The 13989-nt window shown below is 65.4% G+C and carries 14 protein-coding genes and 2 tRNA genes; 15 read left to right on the top strand and 1 reads right to left on the bottom strand.

Translation table 11 applies throughout. The annotated features are described in order from the left end of the window. Positions 1-6: 6 nt before the first annotated feature. The 7 genes from AC1MCD_RS14655 (at position 7) to AC1MCD_RS14625 (ending at position 4791) form a co-directional block, all read left to right on the top strand. Positions 7-516, top strand: coding sequence for a LysM peptidoglycan-binding domain-containing protein (locus tag AC1MCD_RS14655; RefSeq protein WP_498672983.1), 510 nt, complete (start codon positions 7-9; stop codon positions 514-516). Between the two features lie 118 nt (positions 517-634). Continuing rightward, positions 635-706 (top strand) — tRNA-Thr (locus AC1MCD_RS14650). A 61-nt stretch (positions 707-767) separates the two neighbouring features. Then, positions 768-841, top strand: a tRNA-Met gene (locus AC1MCD_RS14645). Positions 842-994: 153 nt separating this feature from the next. Then, positions 995-1777: a membrane protein insertase YidC gene (gene yidC, locus AC1MCD_RS14640; RefSeq protein WP_498672982.1), complete on the top strand. Its 783-nt coding sequence runs from the start codon at positions 995-997 to the stop codon at positions 1775-1777. A gap of 70 nt (positions 1778-1847) precedes the next feature. Next, a complete protein-coding gene (locus AC1MCD_RS14635; RefSeq protein ID WP_498672981.1) occupies positions 1848-2408 on the top strand; it encodes a dihydrofolate reductase family protein in 561 nt (186 codons plus the stop codon). A 35-nt stretch (positions 2409-2443) separates the two neighbouring features. Further along, the gene (locus AC1MCD_RS14630) at positions 2444-3100 is read left to right on the top strand and encodes an SDR family oxidoreductase (protein WP_498672980.1); all 657 of its coding nucleotides are present in this window, start codon (positions 2444-2446) and stop codon (positions 3098-3100) included. 119 nt (positions 3101-3219) lie between these two features. After that, positions 3220-4791: a Na+/H+ antiporter gene (locus AC1MCD_RS14625; RefSeq protein WP_498672979.1), complete on the top strand. Its 1572-nt coding sequence runs from the start codon at positions 3220-3222 to the stop codon at positions 4789-4791. 37 nt (positions 4792-4828) lie between these two features. Here AC1MCD_RS14625 and AC1MCD_RS14620 read toward each other — a convergent pair whose 3' ends face one another. Then, a complete protein-coding gene (locus AC1MCD_RS14620) occupies positions 4829-6031 on the bottom strand; it encodes an ROK family protein (RefSeq protein ID WP_498672978.1) in 1203 nt (400 codons plus the stop codon). A gap of 216 nt (positions 6032-6247) precedes the next feature. Between AC1MCD_RS14620 and AC1MCD_RS14615 the strand changes: the two genes are divergently transcribed. The 8 genes from AC1MCD_RS14615 (at position 6248) to AC1MCD_RS14580 (ending at position 13978) form a co-directional block, all read left to right on the top strand. Next, positions 6248-7567, top strand: a complete 1320-nt coding sequence (locus AC1MCD_RS14615) for an ABC transporter substrate-binding protein (RefSeq protein ID WP_498672977.1) — start codon at positions 6248-6250, stop codon at positions 7565-7567. A 26-nt stretch (positions 7568-7593) separates the two neighbouring features. Further along, complete coding sequence (locus tag AC1MCD_RS14610) at positions 7594-8529, top strand: carbohydrate ABC transporter permease (RefSeq protein WP_498672976.1); 936 nt, start codon at positions 7594-7596, stop codon at positions 8527-8529. After that, entirely contained in the window at positions 8529-9413 is an 885-nt protein-coding gene (locus AC1MCD_RS14605; RefSeq protein WP_498672974.1) for a carbohydrate ABC transporter permease, read from the top strand. Before AC1MCD_RS14610 ends, AC1MCD_RS14605 begins: the two co-directional genes overlap by 1 nt. Before the next feature lie 48 nt (positions 9414-9461). Continuing rightward, the gene (locus AC1MCD_RS14600; RefSeq protein ID WP_498672972.1) at positions 9462-11183 is read left to right on the top strand and encodes a glycoside hydrolase family 13 protein; all 1722 of its coding nucleotides are present in this window, start codon (positions 9462-9464) and stop codon (positions 11181-11183) included. 46 nt (positions 11184-11229) lie between these two features. Continuing rightward, on the top strand, positions 11230-12171 hold the full coding sequence (locus AC1MCD_RS14595; protein WP_498672969.1) for an aldo/keto reductase: 942 nt from the start codon (positions 11230-11232) through the stop codon (positions 12169-12171). Positions 12172-12337: 166 nt separating this feature from the next. Then, positions 12338-13201, top strand: a complete 864-nt coding sequence (locus AC1MCD_RS14590; protein ID WP_498672967.1) for an HpcH/HpaI aldolase/citrate lyase family protein — start codon at positions 12338-12340, stop codon at positions 13199-13201. A gap of 319 nt (positions 13202-13520) precedes the next feature. Further along, complete coding sequence (locus AC1MCD_RS14585; RefSeq protein WP_498672965.1) at positions 13521-13712, top strand: hypothetical protein; 192 nt, start codon at positions 13521-13523, stop codon at positions 13710-13712. Beyond that, positions 13679-13978 (top strand): hypothetical protein, encoded by a 300-nt coding sequence (locus AC1MCD_RS14580; RefSeq protein WP_498672963.1) that lies wholly within the window; start codon positions 13679-13681, stop codon positions 13976-13978. Before AC1MCD_RS14585 ends, AC1MCD_RS14580 begins: the two co-directional genes overlap by 34 nt. Positions 13979-13989: the final 11 nt, after the last annotated feature.

The following is a 13989-nucleotide window of genomic DNA, read 5'->3' as shown; positions in this document are numbered from 1 at the left end:
AGCACTGTGGGATTCCTGGACGATCTGAAGAAGAACCTCGGACTTGGAGACAAGGATGAGGCGAAGGACGCGCCCCAGTCCGGGGCGGGCGTCGACGCTGGAACCGGCACGCCTCAGGCAGCTCCCGAAGACGCGGCCACGCCCGCGGTGAGCCAGGGCGGGGCGGCAGCCCAGGCAGCAGCTGATCAGGCCGCCGCCGATCAGGCTGCGGCGGACCAGACGGCTGCCAACCAGGCTGCGGCGGACCAGGCAGCGGCGGACCAGGCGGCTGCCAACCAGGCTGCGGCGGAGGCTGCCACCGCCCAGCAGGCGGCGGACGCCCAGGCGGCCGCCGCGGTCCCGGCCGCAGCGCCCGCCCCGGCCGGCGTTTCCGAGGTAGTGGTTGAGGCAGGAGACACGCTGAGCGGGATTGCGCAGCAGTTCGGCGTGGGGCTGGATGCCCTGATCGCGGCCAACGCGGATACAGTCCCGAACCCGGATCTGATCTACCCCGGACAGGTCCTACGGCTGCCCTGACCGGGCCGCTCCGGAGAGGTCATAAATAGGGCGCCGATGCAACTGTTTCGGCGCCCTTTGACCTGCCTGAGAGCCGATTTGTTGGTGGCCAAATCTTCCGGTAGAGTATTTACTCGTTGCCCCCCTAGCTCAGTGGTAGAGCGCGTTCTTGGTAAGAACGAGGTCACCGGATCGATTCCGGTGGGGGGCTCTGAATGAGGGCCTGTGTCAAGGCGGTTTTGACCGGCTTGATGCAGGTTTTTCTCATTCGTGGCGGTGTAGCTCAGTTGGTTAGAGCGCACGACTCATAATCGTGAGGTCGGGAGATCGAGCCTCCCCACCGCTACAGGCTAAGCCCCCGGAATCCCCGAGATTCCGGGGGCTTTTCTGTGTTCAGCCAGATCGGCGAGGATTCGGCTAACCCGGGTCCTGCTGTGCGTGGCAGTGACAAGCATCTCTTTTCGCCGTAGCTTGGCAGCATCCGGCGAAGGGGGTTTCTTTGGACGTCTTCGCAACAATCATGGCTCCGTTCAAGTGGCTGGTCTCCGCCCTCATGGTCTGGTTCCACGATGCCTTGAGCACCGTCGGCATGCCGGCCGCCAACGGCTGGACGTGGACATTCGCCATCATCGGGCTGGTGCTGGTCATCCGAGCGGCTTTGATTCCGGTCTTCCTGAGGCAGGTCAACGCCCAGCGCCGGATGCGGCGGCTGCAGCCGGACTTGAAGAAACTGCAGGACAAGTACAAAGGCAAAACAGATCAGCTGTCCCGGCAGGCCATGGCGCAGGAGCAGATGGCGCTTTACAAGGAACACGGAACCAATCCGTTCTCCGCCTGCCTGCCCGTGCTGATCCAGGTGCCGTTCTTCCTCGCCGTTTTCCAAGTGCTTTCCGGCATCACCTCTGCGGCCGGGCAAGGCCAAGGCATCGGCGCGATGAGCCGCCTGCAGGTGGTGCAGTTCGACCAATCAAGTATTTTTGGCGCGCCGCTGTCAGCGTCCGTGCTGCACGGAGTCGGGGGAGACCAGACGGCGGTCATAGTGCTCACTATTGTGATGATCCTCATCATGACGGCCTCGCAGTTCCTGACGCAGAGACGGATCATGGCCAGAAGCATGCCGGAAGAATCAGCGGACAATCCCTTGCTGCGACAGCAGAGAATGTTTCTGTACCTCCTGCCGCTGATCTTCGGTGTTGGCGGCATCCTCTTCCCGATCGGCGTCCTGATCTACTGGACCACCACCAACCTCTGGACCTTGGCGCAACAGTTCCTCGTCAAATGAGGGGCGGGATGCCGCCGCTCGAGGCAGCCGCGGCCTATCCAACACCGCACGACGGCGGCACAATGGGCGGATGGGCAAGCTCATCTACTCAGGCATCGCGTCCCTCGACGGGTACGTGGCGGACCGGGACGGCAACTTCAGCTGGAGCGAACCGGACCAGGAAGTCCACACCTTCGTCAATGACCTCGAACGCGATGCCGGCACGTACCTGCTCGGACGCCGCATGTATGAGGTCATGTCGGTTTGGGAAACCCTCGGCAGCACACCTGGTGCGCCGGACTACATCCAGGATTACGGCCGCATCTGGCAGGGGGCAGACAAGGTTGTCTACTCTTCGTCGCTCGCAACCGTCACCACAGCGCGGACCAGGATCGAGCGGACGTTCGACGCCGAAGCAGTCCGGAAACTGAAGGACAGCACGGACGGGAACATCAGCATCGGCGGCGCCACCCTTGCCGCAGCCGCCCTGCAGGCCGGGCTCGTGGACGAGTGCCAGCTGTTCGTCAACCCGGTGGCTGTCGGAGGCGGCCTGCGCTTCCTGCCCGACGGCCTGAACCTGCGGCTCGAACTCCTGGACGAGCACCGGTTCGGCAACGGCGTGGTCTATCTCAGTTACCGCACCCTTTCTTGACTGCCTCGGACGGCATTGGGGGGCAGAATAGGGGCATGACCAGCATCGCTATCATCGGCGGCCACGGCAAAGTGGCCCTCCACCTGTCCAAGCTCCTCGCCACAGAGGGCCACAGCGTCACCTCGATCATCCGCAACCCGGACCATGCCGCAGACGTCGCGGCGACAGGGGCAACGCCGTCGGTCCTGGACGTTGAAAACTCGACGACGGCGGCCATCGCCGATGCGATCCGCGGCCACGACGCCGTGGTCTGGTCAGCCGGCGCCGGCGGCGGCAACCCGGAACGCACCTACGCGGTGGATCGCGACGCCGCCATCCGGTCGATGGACGCGGCGGCGGAGGCCGGCGTCGGGCGTTATGTCATGGTGTCCTACCTGGGCGCCGGACCGGATCACGGCGTCCCGGCTGATAACTCCTTCTTCGCCTACGCAGACGCCAAAGCAGCGGCGGATGAGTACCTGCGCGGCACCCAACTTGCCTGGACCATCCTGGGTCCCGGCAGCCTGACGGACCAGCCGGCCAGCGGCCTGATCGAGGTCAACCCGCCCCGGGACGGCAACGGAGCTACCTCCCGCAGCAACACGGCCAGCGTGGCTGCGGCAGTATTGGACCTGCCAGAAACAGCAGGACGGACCATCGAATTCCGTGACGGCAGCCTGCCCATCGCGGCGGCACTGGGACCACGGCCCTAGCGGCGGGTCATCCAGCCCAAACGGGACGGCTGAGGTGCTGGGCACCGTTAAACTGAAACCGGCGGCAGGCGCCTCCCACCGGGCGGCGGGACAGGCCGCCCCGCCGGGGAAGCAGGCACATGGATCAGTTGGCACTCATCATCGGACTTTTACTGGCCACTGTGGTGGCTGTCGGGCTGGGGGACCGGCTCCGCCTGCCGTATCCGGTGCTGATGCTTATCCTGGCGGCGGCCCTCACCTTCATCCCGGGATTCCCGGACCTGGACATCGCGCCTGAGCTGATCCTGCCCATCTTCCTGCCGCCGCTGCTCTTTGCCACCGCCCAGCGGAGCTCGTGGGCCGTTTTCCGGGTCCGCTGGCGGACGCTGCTTTTGCTGGCGGTCGCGCTGGTGGTCATCACCACGGCTGTTGTGGCAGGCGCTGCGTGGCTGATGATCCCGGGCATCGGGATTCCTGCCGCCATCGCCCTGGGCGCCATGGTGGCTCCGCCGGATCCCGTTGCCGTTGAATCCGTGGCCGGCCGGGTCCACATGCCGCGAAGGCTCATCACCGTGCTGCAAAGCGAGGGCCTCTTCAACGATGCCGCCGCCATCGTCATCTTCCAGGCGGCGGTGGCTGCGGCGGTGGGCGGCACTGAGATAGGGCCCGACGTCGTCCTGAAGTTTGTCATCGGCGCTGCCGTTGCCGTGGTGGTGGGCATTGTCATGGGCTGGCTGACCTCGCTGATCACCAGGCTGGTGGTCTCGCTGGTGGCCCGCAGTGCGGTGACACTTGTGGTGCCGTTCGCCGCCTACATCCTGGCCGAGGAGGTTCACGCCTCCGGCGTGATCGCGGTGGTTGTCACCGCATTGGAGATGAAGCGCCATTCCAGGCCGGAGGACGCGGCGGAACGAATCACCAGGACCGCTTTCTGGGATGTGGTGGAACTGCTGGTCACGGGCCTGGCGTTTGGGTTGGTGGGACTCGAAATTCGGCACGTCATCCAGGACGAAGGCAACGATATCTGGGGCATGCTTGGCGTTGCGGGGCTGGTGTGCGTCCTGGTGTTTGCGGTGCGGTTTCTCTGGCTGGGGGTGCTGGCGTTGGGCGCACGAAAGCGCGAGAACCTCCTGCAGCCCACCTCCGCCCAGGAGGTCCTGATCCTGACCTGGTGCGGCATGCGCGGGCTGGCCACCCTGGCCCTGGCACTGGCGTTACCCCTGACGCTGGCCGATGGAACACCGTTCCCGGCCCGGGACTACATGCTGGTGATCGCTTGCGCGGTGCTCCTGGCAACGCTGGTCCTCCCTGGCCTGACACTCCCGTGGCTGATGCGCGTCCTCAAAGCCTCCAACGACGGATCGGAGGAGCGTGATGCTGCCCGCCTCCTGGCCCAGCGGGCGCAGGCCGCCGCTGTGGCCGCGCTGAGGCAGCATGACCTGATGAAGGACCTGCCACCCGAGAAGGTGGCACTGGTGAAGGAAAAGATGGGCCGGCTGCACGCTGAGCTCCTGGACGGCAGCCTCCGGAACGAATCCGTTGCCGACCTCCGGGTCCGGGGCCGCGGGCTCGCCATCGCCGTCCAAACCATCGCCCTGGATGCTGCCCGGCAGGAAGTGGTGATGGCCCGTAATGAACCCGACATGGACCCCGAGGTGGCAGACCGGGTGTTGCGCCAGCTGGACCTCAGGACCATGATCATGCCCGAATAGCGCGCCAGCGGCCCTGGCATTACAGTGCGCCGTCGGATCAGGCGCTCACGGCGAGCGCCAGGTCCAGGCTGTTCCTCTCCACGTAGTCGAGGGCGCACCGGACGGCACCCACTGTCACGATCGAATCGCCCAACGGTGACACTGCCACCCGCGGGGGAGTGGCCGTGTACAGGGGCAGGCGTTCAGCGATGGGCTCCAGAAGCACGCCGGCGGAGTTGGCCACGGCGCCGCCGATGACCACTAGTTCGGGGTTGAGCATGGTGGCCACGGCTCCGATGACCCGCGCCATCCTGTCCGCCAGGCGCGCCAGGATCTTGAGCGCCACAGCATCACCGTCGGCCGCGGCGGCAAAGACCTGTTCGGCCTCGGCCCCTCCGGGGGAAAACTCGCGGAGCGATGTCTTGGCCTTGCCGGCCAGGGCGTCCGCGGCCCAGGTCCTCGCCATCGCAGCGATGCCGTAGGTGTCTCCAACGCCCTCCACCAGGTCGAGGAAGGCGAGTTCGCCGGCCCCGCCGCCCCGGCCGTGCAGCAGCCGCCCGCCGTCGATCACTCCAGAACCCAGGCGTTCGCTGGCGAGGATCACCACAACGTCGTCCACGCCGGCGGCGGCGCCGCGCCAGCGCTCTCCCAGAGCCGCAAGGTTGGCGTCGTTTTCCAGCAGCACTGCCCAGCCATGCCGGTCATGCAGGGCGCTCTTCAGCCCGACGTCGAACAGCCCCCAGAAGTGCTGGGTCACCAGCACCTCGCCGTTGCGGTCCACCGGGGCCGCAATGCCGGCGCAGACGCCAAGGACATCGCCGGGGGACGCGCCCACGCTGTCCAGCGCCATCAGGGCGGCTTGGTCAATGCCGGAGACGCGTTCCTCCGCCGGGATTTCTGCGCTGGCGAACGGTTGGCTGGCCCGTCCCAGTACTTTTCCGCGCAGATCTGCCACCACCACCGTGGCCTTCAGGACCCCCACGTCCATGCCCAGCACATAGCCGGCGCGTTCGTTGAGCTCGAACCGGCGCGCGGGCCTGCCCTTCTGGTAGCCGCCGTGCGCCCTTTGGTTTGCCAGCTCCCGGATCCACCCCCGGTCCATAAGGTCTTCGCAGACCGAAATGGCCGTTGCCCGGGTGAGGCCTGTTGCGTCCATGACTTCGGTGACCGTCACTGCCTGTGAGGCGCGCAGGTAGTCCAGAACCGCGTTCGCGCTCACCCGCCGCAGCAGCTGGGGTGTGGCCGAGCTAATTTCCGCCATGGTGTTGACCTTCCTGTGTTCTGCACCACATAATACTTGAGGAACTAAATTTAGATCCAAAATCAAAGGTCCGGCCGGCCATCCACAGTCCCTCATCCCCATTTGCAAAGGAGCAACTGTGAAACGCACCCCCACGCAATTTCCGCCGTTGCCACAGCAGCACCCCACCCGTTCCGGTTCCCCCAGGGCACTGCCGTCCACGTCAGCCCGCGCGCTGTGAACGCAGCTCTGACGGCGCGGCCGACGACCGTCCACCGGACCCTCAGCCGGCGTTCCCTGCTGCGGATGGCCGGCCTGGCCGGGGTTGCAGCCATGGTTCCCCTCACCGGCTGCGCCTCCGATGCCGGCCGGCAGGGCGGGGTTACCACCCTGCGGTTCATGCAGAACAAGCCCGAAGTGGTGAACTACTTCAACCAGGTCATCAAGGATTTCGAAGCACTCAACCCTGACATCCGGGTCATCCAGGACTTCAACGAGGGGAACTTTGTTCCCGGCCTGGTCCGGGACAACCCGCCGGATGTTGTGACCCGCGGTTTTGCCCAGGCCACCGGAGATTTTGTCCGCAAGGGCGTCTTCGCGGACCTCTCGGACCTCCCCGAAACGTCCACCGTGGATCCGAAGATCCAGGAACTCGTGAACTCCTGGGGCCAGTACAACGGTGATGAAATCAATGCCCTGCCGTTCTCCCTCGCCGCAGCCGGAGTGATCTACAACCGTGACATCTTTGAGGCGAACAGCGTGGCCGTTCCCAGCACCTGGGATGAGTTCGTGGCAGCCTGCGAAACCTTCAAGGCGGCCGGAATCACGCCGATCTACGGAACGTTCAAAGACCCCTGGACCCTCAACCAGGGAATGTTCGACTACGTCTCCGGGGGGACCCTGGACGTGGCGGAATTTTTCCGCAGGATTCATGCCAAGGGCGCGGACATCAGCTCGGCGGCCCCCGAGTCCTTCACCACCAACTTCGGTCCCGTGCTGCCCCGCATGCTCCAGCTTGCTTCCTATTCCCAGAACGGCGCCTCCAGCAGGAACTATGCCGACGGGAACGCAGCCTTCGCCAAGGGACAGGCCGCCATGTACTTCCAGGGTCCGTGGGCGTTGTCGCAGTTGGTTTCCGCCAACAAGGACATTCGGGTGGGAACGTTCCCCCTGCCCGCCACTAACAACCCGGCGGAAACCAAGGTCCGGGTGAACGTGGACATGGGGCTGTCCATCACCAGGAATACTCCCAACAAGGCCGCGGCCCGGCGCTTTGTCGCCTACCTCCTGGAACCCTCAGTGGTGAACACCTACAACGAAAAAAACGCGGCCTTCTCGCCGCTCAAGGACGCCCCGCCGGTCACCAACCCGCAAATCAGCGGACTGTACGAATTCGTCAGGACAGCCCGCTACTACCAGGGCGCCGGCACGTACTTCCCGCCGTCGGTGCCGCTGCACAACTACATCCAGTCCTTCGTGTACAGCAGGAATGGCGACCAGTTCCTCACCGCCCTCGACGACGAATGGCGCCGCGTCGCCGAACGGACGGCCGTCTAATGCCCACCCTGAATCCAGGAGTCCCCATGACAGCGACATCCACGGCGGAGACGCCCCGTCCAGCTCCGGAACGTCCGGCCGAGACCAGCGTGAGGCGGTCCACGCGACGGATCGATCCCACGTATTACTGGATGCTGGTGCCGGTCCTGGCACTCTTCGCCTTCTTCATCACCCTGCCGGCACTGGTGGGCGTCTTCTTCAGCCTCACCAATTACGCCGGCTACGGAGACTGGAAGTTCATCGGCTTCGCCAACTACGTGAACATCTTCAGGGACCCGGCAATTCTGCAGTCCTACATTTTCACGTTTGTTTTCGCGTTGACCACCACCGTGGTGGTCAACGTCGTGGCCCTCGCGATCGCACTGGGACTGAACGCCAAAATCAAGTGGCGCACCGGCGTCCGCACCGTCTTCTTCATCCCGATGGTGCTCTCCGCCCTGGTGGTGTCGTTTGTCTTCAACTACCTGTTCTCCAACACCTTGCCGATGCTTGCTGAACGGCTCGGCCTGACGCCTCTCGCCACCAGCATCCTGGCCAACGAAAACCTCGCCTGGCTGGCCATCGTCCTGGTCACGGTGTGGCAGGCGGCGCCCGGCGCCACCATCATCTACCTCGCGGGCCTGCAAAGCGTGCCGTCCGAGGTCTATGAAGCAGCGGACCTTGACGGCGCGGGAAGTTTCCGGCAGCTGCTAAGCCTGACGCTGCCCCTGATCCTCGGTTACCTGGTCATCAACGTGATCCTCGGGTTCAAAGGCTTCCTGGGAACGTACGAGATCATCGTTGGCCTCACCGGCGGCGGACCGGGCATGGCAACACAGTCCGTTGCGATGCGGATCTTCTCCGGCTTCACCGGCGGGGACTATTCCTACCAGATGGCCAACGCCGTCATCTACTTCCTGATCACCCTGCTGATCTCCGTCATCCAGCTGCGCCTCATCCAGCGCCGGGGGGTTGCTCTCTAATGACCGCATCACTGCTTCCACAGCGCCCAACCCGCATCCTCAAAAACCGCCCCTCCGGACGTGAGGGTTTCAAGATCAATTGGTGGCTCACGGCCCTGATGCTCGTGGCCTCCCTGACAGTGCTGCTGCCCCTGTACTTCACCGTGGCCATGGCACTGAAATCCCCGGACCAGATCGGCACCGGAACAGGGCTGGCGTGGCCTAACCCGATGAACTGGGAGAACTTCGCCGCGGCCTACGTGGCCACCAACTTCCCGCGGGCCTTTATGTCCACGGCCTTCGTCACCGTGTTCAGCGTGCTCGGCGCACTGGCCTCGAGCTCGCTGGTGGCCTACGCCATCGCCCGGAACTGGACCCACCGGTTCTTCCGCGGATCGTTCGTGTACCTGCTTTCGGCCATGTTCATCCCCTTCCCCGTGATCATCCTGCCGCTGATCAAGCAGACGGCAATGCTGGGGCTGGATAACCCCGCCGGCGTGGTCTTCCTTCACGTGCTCGGCGGCATCTCGTTCAACACGTTGCTCTACATTGCCTTCGTCCGCTCCATCCCGGTGGAGCTCGAGGAATCTGCCAGGATGGACGGCGCCACCACCTGGCAGGTGTTCCGCAAGATCATCTTCCCGCTGCTGGCGCCGATGAATGCCACCGTGGGGATCTTCGCTTTCCTCGGCTCGTGGAACGACTTCCTGCTGCCGCAGATGATGATCGCGGACCCGGCCCTGCAGACCCTCCCTGTGGTGCAGATGCTGTTCCAGGGGGAGTTCAACACCAACTACAGCCTCGCGTTCGCGTCCTACCTGATGGCCATGGCACCCACCTTGGTGGTTTACATCCTGGCCCAGCGTTGGGTACTGTCCGGAGTCATGCGCGGGGCCGTCAAATAGCTTTTTCATCCACCAGCAAGAAACCCACCAAGAGAAAAGGATCACTCCTTGTCCACCACTGCCACACTGGCAACCTTGTCCGCTTCAGACCTCGCAGCCGATCCCAACTGGTGGCGCCAGGCTGCCGTCTACCAGATCTACCCGCGCAGCTTCGCCGATATCAACGGTGACGGCCTCGGTGACATCAAGGGCATCACGGCCAAAGTTCCGTACCTCAAAGCGCTGGGCATCGACGCCGTCTGGCTGAGCCCGTTCTACCCCTCAGCGCTCGCCGACGGCGGCTACGACGTGGACGACTACCGCGATGTGGACCCCAAGCTCGGCACCCTGGCCGACTTCGACGAAATGGCCAAGGCGCTGCACGACGCCGGCATCAAGCTCATCGCGGACATTGTCCCCAACCACTCTTCGAACCGGCACGAGTGGTTCAAGGAGGCGCTCGCCGCACCGAAGGGTTCCGCCGCGCGGGAGCGCTACATCTTCCGCGACGGGCTAGGCGCGAACGGTGACCTGCCGCCGTCGGACTGGGATTCCGTCTTTGGCGGCCCCGCCTGGGAGCGGATCACCGAGCCTGACGGCACCCCCGGCCAGTGGTACCTGCACATCTTCGCGAAGGAGCAGCCGGACCTCAACTGGGCCAACCGGGAAATCCGCGACGATTTCCTCAAGACCCTGCGCTTCTGGTCTGACCGCGGCGTGGACGGCTTCCGGGTGGACGTGGCCCACGCCCTGACCAAGGACCTGACCGAGCCGTTGCTCTCCAAGCTTGACCTGACCGAGGCGAACAGCGGCACAGACGGGTTCGACGACGGCTCGCACCCCTTTTGGGACCGCGACGAAGTGCATGACATCTACGTTGAATGGCGTGAGGTGTTCAACGAGTACAACCCGCCGCGCACCGCCGTCGCTGAAGCCTGGGTGCACGCCACCCGCCGCGCCCGCTATGCCAGCCCGGCGGGCCTGGGCCAGGCGTTCAACTTCGACCTCCTCCAGGCCGACTTTGACGCCGAGGAATTCCGCGAAATCATCACCCGGAACCTGGCTGAGGCCAAGGAGACCGGGGCGTCCTCCACCTGGGTCTTCTCCAACCACGACGTCGTCCGGCACGCCACGCGCTACGGGCTGCCCAAGGCGGCGCAAAAACCTGCCGACAAGAAGCTCGCCAAGGGCCAGGACGGGAAAGCCTGGCTGCTGGCCGGCGGCCCATCAGACCAGTTGGATGTGGAACTGGGAGAACAGCGCGCCCGCGCTGCCACCCTGCTGATGCTGGCCGTACCGGGTTCCGCCTACCTCTACCAGGGCGAGGAGCTCGGCCTGCAGGAAGTGGCGGACATCCCGGACGCCGAGCGGCAGGACCCGACGTTCTTCCGGAGCCAAGGCCTTGAGGTGGGCCGCGACGGCTGCCGGGTTCCGCTGCCCTGGATGGTCGAAGGCACCTCCTTCGGCTTCGGCGACGACGGCGCGCACCTCCCGCAGCCGGACTGGTTCAGCAAGTACGCCGTAGAGGCGCAGGACGGCACCGAAAACTCCACCCTGGAGCTGTACCGCAAGGCACTGAAACTGCGCCGGGAACTGCAGGCCGCGGAGGAACTGGAATGGTCAGAGACGGGCAACCCGGAAGTACTGCACTTCAGCCGCCCCGGCGGCTGGCAGTCAGTGACCAACTTCGGGGACACCGCCGTCGAACTCCCCGCCGGGACCGTGCTGATCAGCAGCTCTCCGCTGCAGGACGGCAAGCTGCCCGCGAACAGCACCGCCTGGCTGCGCTGATGCCGGTTTACGTGGCTGCAGCCGTGGCAGGCGGGGATTCCGCCTGATGCAGGAGCTCATCTATGGCTGCATGGGCCTGGGCGGCCGCTGGTCCGACGAGCCGCATGGCACTGACCATGTGGACGAGGCCGCTGCCGCCGTCGAGGCTGCCCTAGCTGCAGGGATCACGCTGTTCGACCACGCCGACATCTACCGCAGCGGCAAGTCCGAGGCCGTCTTCGGTGAAGTGCTTGCTGCTACGCCCGGCCTGCGCGGCCGGATCCGGCTGCAGACCAAGTGCGGGATCCGGCTGAACGAACGCGGGCTGGCCACGCATTATGACCTGAACCGGGAAGCCATCCTGGAGCGGGTGGCCGGCAGCCTGAAACGGTTGCAGACGGACTTCGTGGACGTGCTCCTGCTGCACCGCCCCGACCCCCTGACGGACCTCGCGGAGGTGGCGGCCGCCGTCGGGCAGTTGCTCGCCGAAGGCAAAGTCCGGCAGGTGGGCGTGTCCAACATGTCCGGCGCGCAGATCCGGGCGCTGCAGGACCGGCTGGAGGTGCCCGTTGTGGCCAACCAGCTGGAGATGAGCCTGCTGAAGCGTGCCTGGTTGGAGAGCCAGGTCCTGGTGAACCATGCGGACTCGCTGGACTACAGCTTTCCGCACGGCACGCTGGAATACTGCACCGGAAATGGCGTCACCCTGCAGGCGTACGGAGCGCTGGCCCGCGGGCTGTACACCGGTGCAGCAGCGGAAGACCCGACGACGGCCGAGACTTCCACAGCGGTGCTCGTCCGGGAGCTCGCAGGCACATACGGCACCACGGGGGAGTCGGTCCTCCTGGGCTGGCTGATGAAGCATCCCGCCGGCATCGCGCCCGTGATCGGCACCGTGAATCCCTCGCGGATTGCCGCATGCGCGGACGGCGTCCGGGTGGCTGAGGCCATGAGCCGGGCCGACTGGTACGGGCTCTGGATCGCAGCGCGGGGAACCAACCTCCCGTAACCCCAACTAGGTAGCAGTAAGTGTCGTTTTGAGCCGTCATAACGACACTTACTGCTACCTACATTCGCGTCTCGCAGAGCACCTGAGGCCGGTACTGTTCGTATTGGTCATCACGTATGGCATTCCTGCTTAGCGCTCGCAGGGCCCGGCCAGATACGGTAGAAGCATGACGTCAATCACCGCCACGGAGACCGTACGGCCCGAGCGCAACATCCCAGCTGAAATCGCCCGTTCCTGGCTCCTGGTCAACGCGATGAAAACCGAATTGTTCGACCAGTCGGCTGCTTCCCGCGCGGACTCGATCATCCTGGACATTGAAGACGCGGTGGACCCGTCGCAGAAGGACCAGGCGCGTGGACATGTCATTGACTGGCTGACGGGCGGCGGGAAGGCCTGGGTCCGCATCAACGATGCCACCAGCCCGTTCTGGGCCGACGACCTCGCCGGACTGCGCGGCACCCCGGGCCTGCTCGGCGTGATGCTGGCCAAGACCGAGTCCGCTGACCAGGTGACCGAGAGCTTCCACCGGATGGACGGCAAGACGCCCGTTATCCCGCTGGTGGAATCCGCCGTGGGCATCGAGGAAGCCAACAACATTGCCAGGGCCCAGGGAGCGTTCCGCCTTGCCTTCGGTTCCGGCGACTTCCGCCGCGACACCGGCATGGCCGCCACCGCCGAGGCCATGGCCTACCCCCGCGCCAAGCTGGTGGTTGCGAGCCGCGTGGGCAACCTGCCCGGCCCCATCGACGGCCCCACCGTCGGCACCAACCACCCCATCCTGCGCGAGCAGACCGGCATCACCGTGATGATGGGCATGACCGGTAAGCTCTGCCTGGCCATCGACCAGACGCCGGTCATCAACGAGGTCATCAGCCCCACGCCGTCGGACGTCGCCTGGGCCACCGATTTCATGAACGACTTCGAAGCCAACGGCCGCGTCATCCGCGACGGCTCAGACCTGCCGCGCCTGGGCCGCGCCGAGAAGATCATGAAGCTCGCAATTGCCTTTGGGGTGCAGCCGGCGCTCTGACGCCTCCGCCACCACATCCCAAAACAGCAGGAGACCCCGTGACCGATACGCGCTATCTGGTTCACGGGGTCTTTTGGGACGGCGCCCCGGCAACGGCCGCAGAGCACGACGGCGGCACACCGGTTTGGCGCCTGCAGTCACCATCCGGTGACTTCCGTGAGGTGAGCCTTCAGCCGGGTGCCGGCTCGGTTTCAGCGTCGCCGCACCCGGCAGGTTCTGCCTGGGACACCACAAGGTCCACACGGCCACCAGCCGGACCCACGTCCTGTGCGCCGCCAACGCATCGGCAACCAAGGGTAAGCAGTGCGAACGCTGTTTTGTGCTGGACGATTCGAGGCTCATCCATGACTTCCACCGCGGCGGCTACGTGCCCGACGGGCTGCGGACCTGCCTGATGCAGGAGCACTGGCTCTACGTGGCCACGTTCGCCACCGGGGCCAGCAAGGTGGGTACCGCGACGCCCGGCACGCGGCCCGGGTGCGCGCGCTGCTTGACCAGACCGCCGTCGTAGGTTTTGAGGCAGTGGACGAGCGCTGGGTGCGGCCAGCGCAGGCGGCCGCACTCTGCAGTCCGGCGCGGCGCCACGCGTACCCGCACGCGCTCGACGAAGGCCAACACGGCTTAAACATCGCGGCGCTCAGCGGGGTCAACGCCCTGGCGCGGCTGGACGGGACGGACTCGGAGTTTGTGGTGAACCTCGGCAGCCTGGCGGCGCGGACCATCAACCTGGGGGAGTTTTCCCCGGCGGCGCCGGCTGTGCAGGAGTCCCTGTTCTGAAAGGACGGCTA

Source organism: Arthrobacter sp. BF1 (assembly GCF_056680215.1).
Note: the sequence above shows the minus strand (reverse complement) of the source record. Positions and strands in the feature narration are given on the sequence as shown.

Excerpts from the sequence above, each read along its gene's own strand:
- AC1MCD_RS14635 (WP_498672981.1), top strand. The coding sequence starts at position 1,848 with ATGGGCAAGCTCATCTACTCAGGCATCGCGTCCCTCGACGGGTACGTG.
- AC1MCD_RS14630 (WP_498672980.1), top strand. The coding sequence starts at position 2,444 with ATGACCAGCATCGCTATCATCGGCGGCCACGGCAAAGTGGCCCTCCAC.
- AC1MCD_RS14625 (WP_498672979.1), top strand. The coding sequence starts at position 3,220 with ATGGATCAGTTGGCACTCATCATCGGACTTTTACTGGCCACTGTGGTG.
- AC1MCD_RS14620 (WP_498672978.1), bottom strand. The coding sequence starts at position 6,031 with ATGGCGGAAATTAGCTCGGCCACACCCCAGCTGCTGCGGCGGGTGAGC.
- AC1MCD_RS14610 (WP_498672976.1), top strand. The coding sequence starts at position 7,594 with ATGACAGCGACATCCACGGCGGAGACGCCCCGTCCAGCTCCGGAACGT.
- AC1MCD_RS14605 (WP_498672974.1), top strand. The coding sequence starts at position 8,529 with ATGACCGCATCACTGCTTCCACAGCGCCCAACCCGCATCCTCAAAAAC.
- AC1MCD_RS14595 (WP_498672969.1), top strand. The coding sequence starts at position 11,230 with ATGCAGGAGCTCATCTATGGCTGCATGGGCCTGGGCGGCCGCTGGTCC.
- AC1MCD_RS14590 (WP_498672967.1), top strand. The coding sequence starts at position 12,338 with ATGACGTCAATCACCGCCACGGAGACCGTACGGCCCGAGCGCAACATC.